Source organism: Roseovarius salincola (assembly GCF_026891095.1).
Taxonomy (GTDB): domain Bacteria; phylum Pseudomonadota; class Alphaproteobacteria; order Rhodobacterales; family Rhodobacteraceae; genus Roseovarius; species Roseovarius salincola.
This window is the reverse complement of sequence record NZ_JAPTNL010000010.1, coordinates 110818-127194: the sequence shown is the minus strand read 5'-3', so window position 1 is coordinate 127194 and position 16377 is coordinate 110818. Positions and strand designations below refer to the sequence as shown.

Genomic DNA, 16377 nt, shown 5'->3' with positions numbered 1-16377 from the left:
CGCCCCAACATGGCCATCGGCGGCATGACACCCGCCATGAAGCTGAAAACAGCCGCCTGAATTCTACGGCTGAACCCCATCAAAAATGGGGGGATTACCCCCGGCCCGCAGCTTCAAGACGCAAGTGCAACCGGTTTTGGCGTGGATCGGGGAGGCGGGTTGTGCCCATCAGTGACACCCGGGCGCATCGCAGAATGGAAGAGTGTTTTGCGAGTGTGGAGGGGTATGGCTTGGTCCAGATCGGACATTCGGTCGTCCGGCGGCGAAGGTCGGGTTTGAGTCCATGCCAGACATCACGGTTTGATCGACGCTTCGAGCACATTTGCTGAGAACCTAAGTGAACTCGTGATGTCACCAAACCTAAAACCGTCGTTCACGTTTGTGCCTAGTGCTCCGTCGCGAGATATAGATTGCAGCCCAATCCCAATGTTCGGAAGAGGGCCTAAGATACTGGCGCCAGCACCGTCTTTTACTTGGTTCCGCTTGGATCGCATTCGGAAATACCACTCAGGATATCCGTCAACGTGTTTCAACACCGCGGCCACTGGGTGTCGGTCCTTGAGTGCCTCATTCGAGAACGCGTTATTCATGCTTCGTGCTGAGCCTGGAGTTTGTCCACAGATCAATAATACAGTCCCATAGATTTCGTCTTGAAGTGAACGGCAAAAGAATAAAAATGACTTGAAGGAAGACACAAAGCGCTGCTCATCAGCGCGCATCGCGCCGTCAAAGTTCGTGCTCTTCTTTTTCTTGTTCCTCTCCATCATCTGCATCACTCTGTCATGGCTTCTCGCTTGATATTCTTGGACTCTCTGAGCCTCGGCGTCCGATAACTCGTTTGGTTGTGTCAAAGCTTTGTAGTTCAACTCTGCCACTTCGGGAGAAAAGTCATCACGACTGAATTGCAGATTCATCTCGTGTTGATCATCAAGTATCCATGGCAAATATCGTTGATACGCTTCAAATGCTGAAGTCGCGGAACCGAGAAAATCCGCCGAACATGCGCGTAACCGGTGCGGGGTGATGTACTCGGACGGCGAAACGTCTCGGCAAGCACGCAAAGTTTCTTCTGATATCTCGAAATATCTTCGATGTGCTTCAAAATATTCAAGTATCATAACTTCCGCCACCTGATTGAATGAGTGTTGCAGACACCAGATTGTCAGGTTTCCGACCAACCATCTACCCTAAGGCACGGGTCGCTTTTTTGCATACCGACAGTCTTTGAAAACCTGTCATTCGACCGAAAGATGCGGCGGCAGCTCCGTCCGCGAAGCGGCTATGGAGCCTAGCGGAGCCAATATCCGCTCCGGTGCGCGTGGCAGACATTAGGCCAATGCGCAGCGAACTTCCACTCCGCGCGCCCCTCACGCCGATGACGCCGCGAGTCTGACGGTTTCCGCACACATCCACCAAAAGGCATAAAGCCCCCGCTCGACATCCATTCGCCGTTTCGCCCGGGCTGACCACGGGTCGCGCCCGGCCCTTCCCATGGGTGGGCGCTTGGGTGGCGGTCTGCCTCGAAGTCATGATTTGCCGATGACAGCGGTATTCGCTGGATGAGGGTCTCAACGCCCGCCGAGGGTCGGGGGCGGCCCTTGTTGACCTTTTTCGGCGTCGCGGCCAAGGTCTGCTTTATGGCGTGCCCGCAAGAAAACCGACACAGCTCGATTGCAATTCGCTCATATCAAGGAGCAGACCGCATTTGGGTCGAAGACGCCAACGTGCGGTTCTATCGTACCTTTCACGACTTCGATTCCACCTTCGCGGATGCTGTGAGCGCGGCAATGGACCTGCTGGAAGGTCAGATGTCAGAGGCGCGCAGTCTTTACCTGATCGCCGAGTCCGGTCGTCAGCCTGTTGGCTGCATATTCCTCAGCGCCGAAACAGCGACCGTATCCCGGATACGATTGTTTTATCTTGAAGAGGCATATCGTGGCCGAGGCACCGGAAAGCGTCTTCTGAACGCCGTCGTGACCACAGCGCGCGAGAAAGAGTTCAAAACCGTTCGTGTTTCGACCTTTGATCGACATCCCGAAGCCTGTCGGCTGTACGAGTCCTTCGGTTTTGAAGCTGTGAGCACTGCCCGGTCCAAGGCTTTCGGCAAGGATATGCGACAGGTGGATTACGAACTGCTGCTGGTTGGCGGAAACTTGTAGCGCTTCAGGCGCTCCATAGTCCTGCAACAGCGAAGACGCGCTTTTTCGAGTAGGAAAATGTTTCATCCTCCTCCGCAAAAATACCACGCACCGGCCCCTGACACGTCATGCGAGGGGCTGGCGCAAAGTGCGGTCTGATCTGGTTTTCAGGCCGGTCCGGTTCAGGACTTGCCGAACAGCTTCTTGCCAGCTTCCTCGGCGGGCACCGGGACGGTTGCGTGTTCCGGGCGCATCACATGCTGGCGAAGGCCGCCGTGATGATCGTCGTCGTCATCGTCCTTGAGACGCATGACCGCGATGCCGAATTGCACCCCGGCGAAGATGACCCCGTTCGATATCCACAGGATCACCACCGCGAGCAGGCCCTTGTCGGAATGGGTCACCAGATGCCACAGATTTGCGACATCGAACCACAGCAACATCGCCACGAAGGCCGCCGCGATTCCGAAACCGATGGCGACATGGGTGATGTAGAGGCGGATGAGCTTGGGCATGTGGACGACTCCTTCTGCTTGCCCGAGGAACATAACACGTCATCGGAATGTGACAAGGGCATGGCCCCTTCGCCGCGCGCGGGTGGCGAAACATCGCAGGGCAAGCGCCTATCTTTCGGGCGTCGACCAGTCCGGGGGCGGCTCCTTGCGCCGCCGCAGGCGCAGCGCGAGGCCGACGGCCACCCCGACCCCGATCGCCACGGTCAGATCAGCGACCACGGTCAGGACCATGGTAAGCAGCAAAAGCACCAGGTCCGAGCGCCGCCCGCGCAGGTGTGCGCCCCATTTCTGCGGCTCGCTCATGTTCCAGGCGGTCAGCAGCAGCAGCCCGGCCAGGGCTGGCATCGCCAGGTACCCCGCCAGCGGCGCGGCGGCCAGCATCACCACAAGGATGGTCAGCGCATGGACCAGCCCCGCGACGGGCGTCTTGCCCCCGGCGCGCACATTGGTGGCGGTGCGCGCGATGGCCCCGGTGGCGGGCAGCCCGCCAAAGAGCGCCGAGCCGATATTCGCCGCGCCCTGTGCCAGCACCTCGGCATTGGGGCGATGGCGCCCGCCGATCATCCGGTCGGCGACCATCGCCGAGAGCAGCGATTCCACCCCGGCCAGAAAGGCGATGACCAGCGCCGAGGGCAGAAGCTCGACAAGGCGGCCGGCGGTGATCGCGGGCAGTTCGGGCATGGGCAGGCCGGAGGGCAGATCGCCAAAGCGCGACTGGATCGTCTCGACCGGCAGCACCGCCAGCGCGACGGCGGCCGATGTCGCCCCGACCGCCACGATCAGCCCCGGAAAGCGCGGCGCCGCGCGGCGCAGGGCGACGATCAGAACCATGGTCGCGACCCCGATGCCAAGCGCCCAGCCATTGAGCGTGTCGCGTGCGGCCCAGAGCGCGCCCAGCTTTTCAAAGAATTCCGCCGGGACTTCGGCCATGGAGAGCCCGAACAGGTCCTTGAGCTGGCTGGTGGCGATGATGATGGCGATGCCGATGGTGAAGCCGTGGATCACCGGCTCGGGCACGTAAGCGATGAGATTGCCCGCCCTGAGCGCCCCCGCCAGCAACAGGATCCCCCCCGCCATCAGCGTCGCCAGCACCAGCCCGTCATAGCCATGCGTGGCGATGACGCCATAGACCACGACGATGAAGGCGCCGGTGGGGCCGCCGATCTGCACCCGGCTGCCACCAAAGAGCGAAATCAGGAACCCCGCGACGATCGCGGTGACCAGCCCCTTGGCCGGATCGGCCCCCGAGGCGATGGCGATGGCGAGGCTGAGCGGCAGCGCCACCATCGCGACCGAGATGCCCGCAAAGAGATCGGCTGCGAAAAGCGCACGGCTATAGCCCTGCAATGTGGTCAGAATCTTGGGTTTCATGCCCGCGCGTTCAAATTTCCGGGACCAATGGCGATGTGACTACGCTTCTGGCGGCGCGGGTGCAAGGCGGGTGTGGTCGGCTTAGTTGCCGGTTTCGTCGATGACAGGGGCGTGAAGGCCCGTTCGCGCGCGCCCCTGCCCGCCCGTTCAGAACGCTTCGGGGCGGGCCTCGCGGGCCATGTGGTCAAGGACGGCGTTCACGAACTTGGATTCCTTGCCCTCGGGGTAGAAGCTTTTGGCGATGTCGACGAATTCCATGATCACCACCTTTGGGGGCGTGTCGGATTGCGTGAGTTCCGCCCCCGCCGCGCGGAACACCGCGCGCAAGGTCGGGTCGATCCGGGCGATCGGCCATTTCGCCACCAGCGCGCGGTCGGTCATCTGGTCGATCGTCGCCTGCCAGTTCACTGCGTCGCGCATCAGTTGGGCAAAGAGCACATGGTCACCCTCGGCCATGTCGCCCTCGTCGTAATGCGCGCCAAAGCGGAACTCCTCGAATTCGCGGATCACGTTGTCTACGGTCTGCTGGCTGGATTCCATCTGGAACAGCGCCTGCACGGCGTATAGCCGCGCGGCCGAGCGCATCTTGCGGCGCTGGTTGCCCGAAATCTTCTGGTCGTCGGTACTCATGCCTTGGGGTTGTCCTTGAGCTCGCCTGCGAGCCGGTATTCCTCGGCGGCGGGCATGAAGCCCACCCCCTTGCGCCGGCCGCCCCACTTACGGGTGAGCGCGACCAGATGCAAGGCCGCCGCCGCCGCCCCGGCGCCCTTGTTCATCCGCGCGGGATCGGCGCGGGCCTCGGCCTGGTCGCGGTTCTCGACGGTCAGGATGCCGTTGCCGATGCACAGACCCTGGAGCCCCAGCAGCGTCAGCGCACGCGAGCTGTCGTTGCAGACGGTCTCGTAATGGGTCGTCTCGCCCCGGGTCACGCAGCCAAGCGCCACGTAGCCGTCGAAATTCGACAGCCGCTCGGCGATGGTGATGGCAGTGGGCAGTTCCAGCGCGCCGGGCACCTCGACCAGATCATGGCTGGCGCCGGCGGCCTCGGTCTCGGCACGGGCGCCGGCGATCAGCTGATCGGCGATGTCGCGGTAAAAGGGCGCGACCACGATCAGCAGTTTCACGGGCTTGTCGAAGGCGGGGCGCGGCAGGGTGAAATCGGTGTCGGCCATGAAACGTCTATCCTTCGCTGAGGGGCCGGGTGCCGGTGATACGGATGCCATAGGCATCAAGGCCCAGGTAGCGGGTGTCGGGGCTGTCGGACAGCAGGATCAGGTCACGCAGCCCCATGTTGGACATGATCTGCGCGCCAAGCCCGGTCTGCTTGATGGTGCGCGGGCCGTCATCCTCGGCCAGTTCCTGCGCCAGGCTGGGGCGGGGCTGGCGAAAGAGAAACACCGCGCCGCGCCCTTCGGCTGCGATCATGCGCATGGCGCGGGGCAGCTTGGCAGCGGGGCCGCTTTCGCTCGCGGCAAGCCCGACGCCCAGAACATCCTCGAGAACATTGAGCGCATGAGTGCGCGCCAGGACCGGGCGGCCGTCGAAGATGTCGCCCTTGATCAGCACCACATGTTCGGTGCCGGTGATCTGGTCGGCGAAAAGGCGCATTTCCCATTTGCCGCCATGGCTGGAATGGACGGTATCGCGGCGCACCTCGCGCACCAGGTTGTCATGCTTGTGGCGATAGGCGATCAGGTCTGAGATCGTGCCGATCTTGAGCCCGTGGGTTTCGGCGAAACCCACAAGGTCGGGCAGCCGCGCCATGCTGCCGTCTTCCTTCATGATCTCGCAGATCACCCCGGCGGGTTTCAGACCTGCAAGACGGGCGATATCGACCGATGCCTCGGTATGACCGGCGCGCACCAGAACCCCGCCCTGACGGGCGCGCAGCGGAAAGACGTGGCCCGGCGTCGCGATCTGCGCGGCGCTGTTCTGTTCGTTGATCGCCACGGCGATGGTATGGGCGCGATCGGCGGCGGAAATGCCGGTGGTCACGCCCTCGCGCGCCTCGATCGAAACGGTGAAGGCGGTTTCCATCCGCGAGGAATTGTTGACCGCCATCATCGGCAGGCCAAGCTGTCCGATCCGCTCGGCGGTCATCGGCAGGCAGATCAGCCCGCGCCCATGGGTGGCCATGAAATTCACCGCCTCGGGCGTCGCGAATTCGGCGGCGATCACCAGATCGCCCTCGTTCTCGCGGTCCTCGTGATCGACCAGGATGAACATGCGCCCGGCGCGGGCCTCGGCGATGATCTCTTCGGTGGGCGAGATATGCGCCTGAAGGCTTTGTTCGGTCTCGCCCGGTTTCTCGAAGGGCATGGTGTCGGACATGGGCTTTTCCCTTGGGTTCTGCGTCTGGGCAGATACCGCAGGCGGCGGGGCTTGGCCAGAGGCGATGTCGGCTTCGCGCTCAGTCCATCCGCTTTCGGATGCGCCGCACCATCCACCAGACGGCAGCCACCACCGGCGGCGTCGCCAGCGCCATCAGCATCCCCTTGCTGAGGCCGAGAGGCACCGCCAGCGGATAAAGCAGATACCCCGCCAGGGACACGGCGTAATAGCTGATCGCGACCACGCTGAGGCCTTCGACCGTCTTTTGCAGGCGCAGCTGCATGTCGGCGCGCCGGTCCATGCTTTCCAGCAGCGACTGGTTCTGCGCGCTGCGTTCCACATCGACCCGCGTGCGCAGCAATTCGCCCGCACGCATGGCCCTGTCGGCCATCGCATTGAGCCGGTCCTGGCTGGAAATGACCGTGCGCATCGCCGGATCGTAGCGGCGCATCATGAATTCCGAGAATGTCTGGCGGCCCTCGAAACGCTGCTCGCGCAGAACTTGGATGCGCTGCTCGACGATGTTCTTGTAGGCCTCGGTCGCGCCGAAGCGGAACGAGGATTGCGCGACCATCCCCTCAAGCTCGGCCGAGATCGACAGAAGCTTCGTGAGCGTCTCCTCGGCGCTGGCGGTGGCGCCGGTCATGTCGCCGATCATGCGGCTGAGTTCGGCGTCAAGCTCGCCCATGCGCGGGCTCATGTCGCGGGCGCGCGAGAATCCCAGCATCGAGATCGCCTTGTAGGTCTCGATCTCGCACAGGCGCTGCACCACCCGGCCAATCCGGCGCTCGCCGGTATCCGGCCCGACGGTGACCGAAAAGCGCAGATGCCCCGCCGGATCGATGCGGAAATCCCCCGCCACCACGGCGGCATCATCGAGCACGCGCGCCACCGCAACGCTTTCGGCGACGAACCATTCGGCGACCTCCTTGCGGGTGGTGTCCTTGTCCTTCCAGGGGCTGATGCGGATCAGCGCCGAGGTCATCCGCACGCCCGGCGCAGTTTCCAGCCAGTCATCGGGAAAGACCTCGAAATCGCGCGGATCGAAGGGGCGCGCGCTCAGCCCGTCGGTAAAGGCGGTGTAGGTGACGAACTCGGTATGGCTTTCCCATTTGAGCGTATGGCGCCCGATACGCCCGAAATAATGCGTCGCTCCCGGCTGGGGATGGGGCGCACCGTGCCGGTCCAGAAGCGCGATCAGATGCTCCATGTCGGCATCGCGGTCCCGCGCGGCGGCCCCTTCCGCCCGCTTGACCGCCAGATAGGCTGCCGTCGAGGGCGCGCGCATCGTCGGGAAAGGGCGCGCATGCAGCTCATTGGCAAGGCGATAGCGCAGCGGATGATCTTCGATCGGCGGCATGGGGGGCACTCGTTGGGGCAGGTTGGGGTGCAACCTAGCGGCTCGGGCCGCATTGGAAAACCGGTTTTTCCCGCCAAACCAGGTATTTACCGGCGTACCTTTGTATACCGCACAGGAGATGGGCATCGCCGCCCAACTCTCCGGCCCGTCTCCCCGGCCCGCCCCTTCATCTGGCTTCAAATACCTCGGGGGGTCCGGGGGGCTGGCCCCCCGGCGCCGCCCCTGACGCGGGCGTACAGGCCAAAGCAAAAGGGGCGCCCCCGAAAGAGCGCCCCTCTGGTCGGTCCGCAAGGGGCGGCAGCCCCCCAGAAAGGATCAGTCGATCTTGGGCAGCAGGCTCGAGACGCTGTCCTTGGCGTCGCCATAGAACATCCGCGTGTTGTCCTTGTAGAACAGCGGGTTCTCGATACCCGAATAGCCCGTGCCCTGACCGCGCTTGGAGACGAAGACCTGCTTGGCCTTCCACACTTCGAGCACCGGCATCCCGGCGATGGGCGAATTGGGATCGTCCTGCGCGGCGGGGTTCACGATGTCGTTCGAGCCGATCACGATGACCACATCCGTATCCGGGAAATCCTCGTTGATCTCGTCCATCTCCAGCACGATGTCATAGGGCACCTTGGCCTCGGCCAGAAGCACGTTCATGTGGCCCGGCAGGCGGCCCGCGACCGGGTGGATCGCGAAACGCACCTTCTTGCCCTTGGCGCGCAGCTTCTGGGTCAGTTCGCTGACCGCCTGCTGCGCCTGCGCCACCGCCATGCCGTAGCCCGGCACGATGACGACGCTGTCGGCCTCGTTGAGGGCCTGCGCGACGCCGTCGGCCTCGATGGCGACCTGCTCGCCCTCGACCTCGGCCGCGGGGCCGCTTGCGCCGCCGAAGCCGCCAAGGATCACGCTGACGAAATGCCGGTTCATCGCCTTGCACATGATATAGCTCAGGATCGCGCCCGAAGAGCCGACCAGCGCGCCCACGACGATCAGCAGATCGTTACCGAGGCTGAAGCCGATCGCCGCCGCCGCCCAGCCCGAGTAGCTGTTGAGCATCGACACGACGACGGGCATGTCGGCGCCGCCGATCCCCTTGATCAGGTGATAGCCGATGAAGAAGGCCAGCAGCGTCAGCAGGACCAGTGTCCAGGTGCCCGCACCGCCCAGATACATCGCCGCAAAGAGCAGCGACAGGCCCATGGCGCCGGCGTTGAGCGCATGACCGCCCGGCAGCTTCTTGGCCGCGGAGTCGACCTTGCCGGCCAGTTTGCCATAGGCGATCACCGAGCCGGTAAAGGTCACGGCCCCGATCCAGATCCCCAGCACCAGCTCGACCTTGAGAATACCCACCTCGACGGCGGTCTTCTTGGCCACGATGGCGGCGAAGCCCGAGAAGGTCTTGGCATAGGCCGCGGCCTCGGGTGTGCTGACATCGAGGCGCGGGAAGGCATGGCCCTCGCCGATGAACTGGGCCGCGACACGGCCAAGTTCGATATGGGCGTTGAAGCCCACGAACACCGCCGCAAGCCCCACGAGGCTGTGCATGATCGCCACCAGTTCGGGCATCTGGGTCATCTGCACCCGCGTGGCCAGCTGGTAGCCGATCGCGCCCCCGCCCGCGATCAGGATCAGCGACAGCAGCCACAGCCCCTGCCCCGGTCCGATCAGGGTCGCGACGATCGCGATCGCCATGCCCACGATGCCGTACCAGACGGCGCGTTTCGCGCTTTCCTGTCCCGAAAGCCCGCCAAGGCTGAGGATGAAAAGAACAGCCGCGACCACGTAGGCCGCAATGGTGAATCCGTAGTCCATTGTCGCCTACCTCCTTAGGATTTCTGGAACATGGCGAGCATGCGCCGTGTCACGAGGAAGCCGCCGAAGATATTGATCGCGGCCATGAAGACCGACAAGGCGGCCAGAAGCGTGATGAGGAACGAGCTTGAGCCGATCTGCATCAGCGCCCCGAGAATGATGATCGAGGAAATCGCGTTGGTGATCGCCATCAGCGGTGTGTGCAGGCTGTGCGAGACGCCCCAGATCACCTGGAAGCCGACGAAGACCGCCAGCACGAAGACGATGAAGTGCTGCATGAAGCTGGCAGGCGCGATGAGCCCCACCCCCAGCACCAGCACCGCACCCGCCGCCAGAAGCGTGACCTGGTTCTTGGTCTGCTGCTTGAAGGCGGCGATTTCCTGGGCGCGTTTCTCCTCGGGGGTCAGTTCAGGGGGCGCTTCCTTCTTGGGTTGCGCGGCGATGGCGGCCACCTTGGGGGGCGGCGGCGGGAAAGTCACGTCGCCGTCATGCGCCACGGTGGCGCCGCGGATCACGTCGTCTTCCATGTCATGCACGACCTGACCGTCCTTTTCGGGGGTGAGGTCGGTCATCATGTGGCGCACGTTGGTGGCGTAAAGCGTGCTCGACTGGGTCGCCATGCGCGACGGGAAGTCGGTATAGCCGATGATCGTGACGCCGTTATCGGTGACGATCTTGTCGTCCATCACCGTGAGCTTGCAATTGCCGCCCTTCTCGGCGGCAAGATCGACGATCACGCTGCCGCGCTTCATCGATTTCACCATGTCCTCGGTCCACAGTTCCGGCGCTTCGCGGTTGGGGATGAGGGCGGTGGTGATGACGATGTCGATCTCGGGCGCCAGTTCGCGGAACTTGGCAAGCTGCGCCTCGCGGAATTCGGGGCTGGAGGGCGCGGCGTAGCCGCCGGTGGCGGCGCCGTCCTGGGTTTCCTCGTCGAAATCCAGATAGACGAATTCCGCGCCCATCGATTCGACCTGTTCGGCCACTTCGGGGCGCACGTCGAACGCATAGGTGATCGCACCGAGGCTGGTCGAGGTGCCGATGGCGGCAAGACCCGCGACACCCGCGCCCACGATCAGCACCTTTGCCGGGGGCACCTTGCCCGCCGCCGTCACCTGGCCGGTGAAGAAGCGGCCGAAATTGTTGCCCGCCTCGATCACCGCGCGATACCCGGCGATATTGGCCATCGAGCTCAGCGCGTCCATCTTCTGCGCGCGGCTGATGCGGGGCACCATGTCCATCGCGATGACGGATGTGCCTTTCTCGGCAAGCTGCTGCATCTGGTCTTCGTTCTGGGCGGGCCAGAAGAACGAGATCAGCAACTGCCCCTTGCGCAGGCGCTTGGCCTCGGTGTCGTTGGGCGGGCGCACCTTGGCGACGATATCGACGGCCTTGTAGAGCGCGGCGGCGGATTTGATCACCTCGACGCCGGCTTCCTTGTAGGCGGCATCGGCAAAGCCCGCGGCCTTGCCCGCGCCGGCCTCGATGGCGCATTCGTAACCCAGCTTCTGGAGCTGAAGCGCGGATTCGGGCGTCATGGCGACACGCGCCTCGCCTTCCATCACTTCCTTTGGTGTTCCGATCTTCAAGGTCGTCTCCCCCGTTCTTGCATGTCTGCGCTCCTGTTGCGGAGCGGCGTTTCATCCGGCTTTAAACAGTGTCACGGCCGGTTATTCCACATTTTTTTATCGGTTTCGATGCAAGGAATGTCGCATCCGGTCAAATCCAGCGCCGTGTCTTTTCGCAATAGCGTGCGAAATCCATGCGGAATTTGCGGCGCATCCGGTCTTCCTCGGGTTCGATGAAGCGCTTTTCGATCACCCAGACGAAGACCGGCAAAAGCGGCAGCGACAGGACCGCATCCCATCGCAGGATGAACCCCAACAGCAGCAGAACATCCCCCACATAGATCGGGTTGCGCGTGCGCCCGAAAATCCCGCTTTGCACAAGGCGTTCAGGCGTTTCATGGGGCATTAGCGTGGTGCGGTGGCGGCGGAATTCAAAGAACGCGAGCGCCATCAGAAGCACCCCGCCCCCGATCAGCAAGCCGCCCGCGAAATCCGCCCATGCCCCGCCAAAGCCAAGCCCCGCCGGATAATACACCGACTGCGCCCACGCCAAGGCGAGAAACCCCGAAAGCCAGACCGGCGGCAGGTCGACCCATTTGCCCATCAGCTCAGGCCACCCAGGCGCGCCAGATCAGTGATCCGCTTCATTCCCACTCCATTTCCTCGAACACACGGCCCGCATTCTTGGTGGCCAGTTCCTCGAACGTGTCGAGATGTTCCCATTCCGACTGATCGACATAATAGGCGTCGGCCAGATTGCCGCCATTGTCCAGATGCTCGCCGATCTTGGCGCGCAGATCCTTGAGGTAATCCGAGGTGTAGCGCGTGACCTGCGCCATGTTGGTGGGATGGCCGTGGCCGGGAATCACGTAAGTTGCGCCCAGATCGGTGAACGGGCCGTCAAAGGTCTCGATCCAGCAGCTTGTGCAGCTTCCCGGAAAGATCGGCGGCATACGTTCGTGAAAGGCGATGTCGCCCGCGATCACGACGCTCCATTGCGGAATCCAGACCTGGGTGTCGCCCGGACCGTGGGCGGGGCCGAGATGCAGCACCTCGAAGGTGACATCGCCCATCTCGATCGTGGTCGAATCCTCGAAGCTGAGATTGGGCACGACGACCGAACTGCCCTCGGCCTTGTCCTGGTTGTATCCCTGCATGCCCTGCAGGACGAAATCGCCTTCTTCCTCGATCTCGTGGATGGCATCGACATGGGCGAGGATATCGACACCCTGCTCGGCCCAGTAGGAATTCCCAAGGAAGGCATGGCCCTGGCCGTTCTCGTTCACGACCAGCTTCACCGGCTGGTCGGTGACGGTCTTGATCTCGTCATGGAGCGCCTTGGCAAGGCGGTAGGAGGCGCCGCCATTGACCACCAGCACCCCGTCGCCGGTGACGACGAAGCTCAGATTGTTGTTATGGCCGGAATTTTCGTAGGTGGGTGGCGCGGTGGCGCCGATAGCCGAAAAGACATGCGGGATGAATTCGACCGGTTTGGAATAGAGTTCGGATTGCGGGTATTGGTCGGCAATGTCCTCGGAGGCCAGCGCGGGCATGGCGAGCGCGGGCGAAAGGGCGAGCGCGAGGGCCGCGGCGGCGGCGTGAATCGGTTTCATATGTTTCCTCCCTGAATGGCTGGCGCGATGTTACGCATTCGCCTTCGTGAATGTCTAGGGGGCGCGGCATGAGCCGCATCCGGGGTCATGACGATCCGGGCTTGCGGGACTCGGCGCTGGCGGATCATATCCGCGAGTCATATGACATGGCGCTGGCGCGGCTGACCCGCAAGGCGCGCGCCGAACTGGATATCGGAGAGACGACATGACGGATTTCGCGGCCACGAAGGCGATGTTCCACCTGCCCGAGGGGGTGATCTATCTGGACGGCAATTCGCTGGGGCCGCTGCCGAGGGCGGCGGGCGCACGCATGGAGCGCGCCATGCGCGACGAATGGGGCGAGATGCTGATCACCGGCTGGAACAAGGCCGGTTGGATGGCGCAGCCTGCCGAGCTGGGCGACCGTATCGCGCGGCTGATCGGGGCGGAACCGGGGCATGTGATGCTGGGTGATACCTTGTCGATCAAGGTCTACCAGGCGCTGGCCGCCGCGCTGGAGATGCGCCCCGAGCGCCGGGTGATCCTGAGCGACAGCGGCAATTTCCCGAGCGACCTATACATGGCCGAGGGGCTGATCGGAGCGCTGGACCGGGGCTATGAATTGCGGGTGGTCGCACCCGAGGAGGTCGCCGGAGCGATCACGCCGGATGTGGCGGTGACGCTCTTGACCGAGGTCGATTACCGCACCGGGCGGATGCATGACATGGCGGCGCTGACCGCGCGCGCCCATGATGCGGGCGCGCTGACGATCTGGGATCTGGCGCATAGCGCGGGGGCGGTGCCGGTCGATCTGGCCGGGGTCGGCGCGGATTTCGCGGTGGGCTGCACCTACAAGTTCCTCAATGGCGGCCCCGGTGCGCCCGCCTTCATCTATGTCGCCCCGCGCCATGCGGATCACGCCCGCCCTGCCCTGTCGGGCTGGCTGGGCCATGCCGCGCCGTTCGATTTCGAGCAGGTCTACCGCGCGGGCGAAGGGCTGGCGCGGATGCGGGTGGGCACGCCGCCGGTGCTGGCGATGGCGGCGCTCGATTCGGCGCTGGATATCTGGGATGGCGTCGACATGGCCGCGCTGAGGACACGCGCTCAGGCGCTATCGGAGCGGTTCATCGCGTCTGTAGAGGAAAGCTGCCCGATGCTGGAACTGGCCTCGCCGCGCGACCCTGAGGCGCGCGGCAGTCAGGTGTCGTTCCGCTTTGCGCAAGGTTACGCGGCGATGCAGGCCTGTATCGCGCGCGGCGTGATCGGCGATTTCCGCGCGCCCGACATCATGCGTTTCGGCATCACCCCGCTTTACATCGACGCCGGTGACATCGACCGCGCGGCGGCGGTGATCGCCGAGGTCATGCAAAAGCGGCTCTGGGACGATCCCGTCTATCACGCCCGCTCTGCCGTGACCTGACAGGTTAGCGGCGACAGCCACAATTTGCCTGAATTCGTCCAAAAAGCTGCCGCAGACAGTCCGTATCCAATTTGGAGACAATCGCGCGACGCGCCCTGCGAGGTTCCAACCCGAGGACGCCGAGACGTGATCAATAAGGGTCCGAAAAAGGGCCCACGGGCAGGAGTAAAGGGCAATGCCACAGGGTTATCTTGTGCAACTGGGCGACCGTTCGCTTGATTCGGGCGACTCGATCGTCGGACCGCTGATCACCTTCACCACCGACAGCGTGATCGGCACCGGCAGTTGGGTCTGGTCGGGGACGTGGAACGGGCAGACCTTCGCCAACACCTCCGAGCCGGGCCAATACGAGCTGGGAACGGACGGCAATGTCTATTTCGTGCCCGATTTCGGCCCGGTGGACACGATCACGTCGGCCAGCGCCGAAACCGCGCCAGCCTATACCGTGCCGGCCGATCCCGTGGACGGAACCGCCGGCGACGACATCATCGACGACAGCTACACCGATGCCGACGGCGACGTGGTCGATGGCGGCGACGGCAGCGGTCCGGACGGCAACGAGGACACGATCAGCGCCGGTGACGGCAATGACAGCGTTCTGGCAGGGCTCGGCAATGACACGGTCTTTGGCGAGGCGGGCAACGATACGCTGGATGGCGGCGCGGCGGACGACCTTCTGATCGGCGGCAGCGGCAATGACAGCCTGCTGGGGGGCGAGGGCAACGACACGCTTTACGGCGGAAATGACCCGAGCGAGTTCACCGGCACCGGCGGCACCGAAACGCTGGGCAATGCCTTCCAGGTGGTCAGCCTTGGCAGCTATGCAGATATCGACCCCGACGAGACCAACGGCGTCAGCGAGAACGCCGTTGACCTGTTCGGCACCTACGGATCGGCGGGCGAGCCACTTTACAACGCCCTGACCGACGTGGTCACGACGGACCCCAACGGGTCGGGCAATGTCGACGACAACGACAACGGCACAACCCCCGAGACCATCACCATCGGCGGCGTCGCCAAGACCATCGACTCGGTCCAGGTCTATGACGCGCTCATCACCTATAACGACGGCACCACCGCCGCGATCACCGCCGTGGTCTTTCAGACCAGCGATGGCGAGGTGTACTGGGCGCCCGAACTGGCGTCGAACGCGGATTCCGACGCGATGGCGGCCAAGCCCATCGAATCCGTGGAACTGACAGCGGTAGTGGCCGACGACGGCTCGCTTGCGGCTGAACGGCTCGACACCGATTTCAAGGTGCCGCTGCCCGGTGACGGGGACGACGTGCTGGATGGCGGCGCGGGCAACGATCTGATCGAGGGCGGCGACGGCAATGACACGCTGATCGGCGGCACTGGCGCGGATACGCTGTATGGCGGGCTGGGCGACGACGTGTTTCAAGTGGCCGAGGGCGATATCGCCTATGGCGGCGCGGGCGACGACCTGTTCATCCTGGATGATCTGGGCGAAGCGGGCAGCAGCACGATCACCATTGTCGGCGGCGAGAGCGGCGAGACCAATGGCGACACGCTGCAACTGAACGCCGACGTGACGCCCGGCGACATCACCTTCAGCAATACCGATGACAATGATGGCGGCCTTTCAGGCAGCTTTACCATGGCCGATGGAACGGTGGTCACGTTCTCGGAGATCGAGAACATCATCTGTTTCACCCCCGGCACGCGCATCCTGACCGAACATGGCGAGCGTGCGGTGGAAACGCTGACCCCCGGCGACATGGTGGTCACGCGCGACAGCGGCTTGCAGCCGGTGCGCTGGATCGGGCGCAGCACGGTGGCCGGAGACGGCAAGAGGGCGCCGGTATCGCTGGCGGCTTCGGTCCTGGACGGGGCGCAGCGCGACTTGCTGGTGTCGCCGCAACACCGGCTTTTGTTCACGGGCTACAAGGCGGAGCTGTTGTTCGGGACCTCCGAAGTGCTGGTGGCGGCGAAACATCTGGTCGATGGCGTGGATGTGTGCATCCGGGAATGCCCGGCGGTCACCTATCTGCATCTGATGCTGGACCGTCACGAGGTGATCTATGCCGAAGGAGCGGCGACCGAGAGCTTTCACGCGGGCGAAATGGGCCTCAGCGCCATTTCCGATCAGGCGCGCGAAGAGATGTTCGCGGTCTTTCCCGAACTGCGCGCCGATGTCAGCGCCTATGGCGACACCGCACGCCAGAGCCTGCGCGCGCATGAGGCGCGGTTGCTTAGGCCGGACACGCAGTTGCGCGCGCCCGCATCCGGTAAGGTCTGTGCCGCAGCGGGCTGAAAGGCAG

At 63.8% G+C, this 16377-nt stretch carries 15 protein-coding genes; 4 read left to right on the top strand and 11 right to left on the bottom strand.

Features of this window, described 5'->3' with window-relative positions; translation table 11 throughout:
- Positions 1-293: 293 nt before the first annotated feature.
- Entirely contained in the window at positions 294-1130 is an 837-nt protein-coding gene (locus N5A93_RS12375; RefSeq protein ID WP_268955414.1) for a hypothetical protein, read from the bottom strand.
- 468 nt (positions 1131-1598) lie between these two features.
- Between N5A93_RS12375 and N5A93_RS12370 the strand changes: the two genes are divergently transcribed.
- Positions 1599-2159 carry a GNAT family N-acetyltransferase gene (locus tag N5A93_RS12370; protein ID WP_268955413.1) on the top strand — a complete coding sequence of 187 codons (561 nt, stop codon included), beginning with the start codon at positions 1599-1601 and terminating at the stop codon, positions 2157-2159.
- Positions 2160-2320: 161 nt separating this feature from the next.
- Here the strand turns inward: N5A93_RS12370 and N5A93_RS12365 are convergent, their stop codons facing one another.
- The 10 genes from N5A93_RS12365 to N5A93_RS12320 all read right to left on the bottom strand — a co-directional run bounded on the left by N5A93_RS12365 (position 2321) and on the right by N5A93_RS12320 (position 12696).
- Positions 2321-2653 carry a hypothetical protein gene (locus N5A93_RS12365; protein ID WP_268955412.1) on the bottom strand — a complete coding sequence of 111 codons (333 nt, stop codon included), beginning with the start codon at positions 2651-2653 and terminating at the stop codon, positions 2321-2323.
- 108 nt (positions 2654-2761) lie between these two features.
- Positions 2762-4024: a SulP family inorganic anion transporter gene (locus N5A93_RS12360; protein WP_268955411.1), complete on the bottom strand. Its 1263-nt coding sequence runs from the start codon at positions 4022-4024 to the stop codon at positions 2762-2764.
- Positions 4025-4171: 147 nt separating this feature from the next.
- On the bottom strand, positions 4172-4654 hold the full coding sequence (nusB, locus tag N5A93_RS12355) for a transcription antitermination factor NusB (RefSeq protein ID WP_268955410.1): 483 nt from the start codon (positions 4652-4654) through the stop codon (positions 4172-4174).
- Positions 4651-5196 carry a 6,7-dimethyl-8-ribityllumazine synthase gene (locus tag N5A93_RS12350; protein WP_268955409.1) on the bottom strand — a complete coding sequence of 182 codons (546 nt, stop codon included), beginning with the start codon at positions 5194-5196 and terminating at the stop codon, positions 4651-4653. Before N5A93_RS12350 ends, nusB begins: the two co-directional genes overlap by 4 nt.
- Before the next feature lie 7 nt (positions 5197-5203).
- Positions 5204-6343 carry a 3,4-dihydroxy-2-butanone-4-phosphate synthase gene (gene ribB / locus N5A93_RS12345; protein ID WP_268955419.1) on the bottom strand — a complete coding sequence of 380 codons (1140 nt, stop codon included), beginning with the start codon at positions 6341-6343 and terminating at the stop codon, positions 5204-5206.
- A 91-nt stretch (positions 6344-6434) separates the two neighbouring features.
- On the bottom strand, positions 6435-7715 hold the full coding sequence (locus tag N5A93_RS12340; RefSeq protein WP_268955408.1) for a DUF3422 family protein: 1281 nt from the start codon (positions 7713-7715) through the stop codon (positions 6435-6437).
- 315 nt (positions 7716-8030) lie between these two features.
- Positions 8031-9515: an NAD(P)(+) transhydrogenase (Re/Si-specific) subunit beta gene (locus N5A93_RS12335; protein ID WP_268955406.1), complete on the bottom strand. Its 1485-nt coding sequence runs from the start codon at positions 9513-9515 to the stop codon at positions 8031-8033.
- A gap of 14 nt (positions 9516-9529) precedes the next feature.
- Entirely contained in the window at positions 9530-11104 is a 1575-nt protein-coding gene (locus N5A93_RS12330) for a Re/Si-specific NAD(P)(+) transhydrogenase subunit alpha (RefSeq protein ID WP_268955405.1), read from the bottom strand.
- Between the two features lie 130 nt (positions 11105-11234).
- Positions 11235-11687 carry a methyltransferase family protein gene (locus tag N5A93_RS12325; RefSeq protein ID WP_268955404.1) on the bottom strand — a complete coding sequence of 151 codons (453 nt, stop codon included), beginning with the start codon at positions 11685-11687 and terminating at the stop codon, positions 11235-11237.
- A 40-nt stretch (positions 11688-11727) separates the two neighbouring features.
- The gene (locus N5A93_RS12320) at positions 11728-12696 is read right to left on the bottom strand and encodes an MBL fold metallo-hydrolase (protein ID WP_372920690.1); all 969 of its coding nucleotides are present in this window, start codon (positions 12694-12696) and stop codon (positions 11728-11730) included.
- A gap of 68 nt (positions 12697-12764) precedes the next feature.
- Between N5A93_RS12320 and N5A93_RS12315 the strand changes: the two genes are divergently transcribed.
- From N5A93_RS12315 to N5A93_RS12305, 3 genes are all read left to right on the top strand, one after another.
- Entirely contained in the window at positions 12765-12905 is a 141-nt protein-coding gene (locus N5A93_RS12315; protein ID WP_268955403.1) for an MmcQ/YjbR family DNA-binding protein, read from the top strand.
- Positions 12902-14095 (top strand): kynureninase, encoded by a 1194-nt coding sequence (gene kynU, locus N5A93_RS12310; RefSeq protein WP_268955402.1) that lies wholly within the window; start codon positions 12902-12904, stop codon positions 14093-14095. Before N5A93_RS12315 ends, kynU begins: the two co-directional genes overlap by 4 nt.
- Before the next feature lie 175 nt (positions 14096-14270).
- On the top strand, positions 14271-16370 hold the full coding sequence (locus tag N5A93_RS12305) for a Hint domain-containing protein (RefSeq protein ID WP_268955401.1): 2100 nt from the start codon (positions 14271-14273) through the stop codon (positions 16368-16370).
- Positions 16371-16377: the final 7 nt, after the last annotated feature.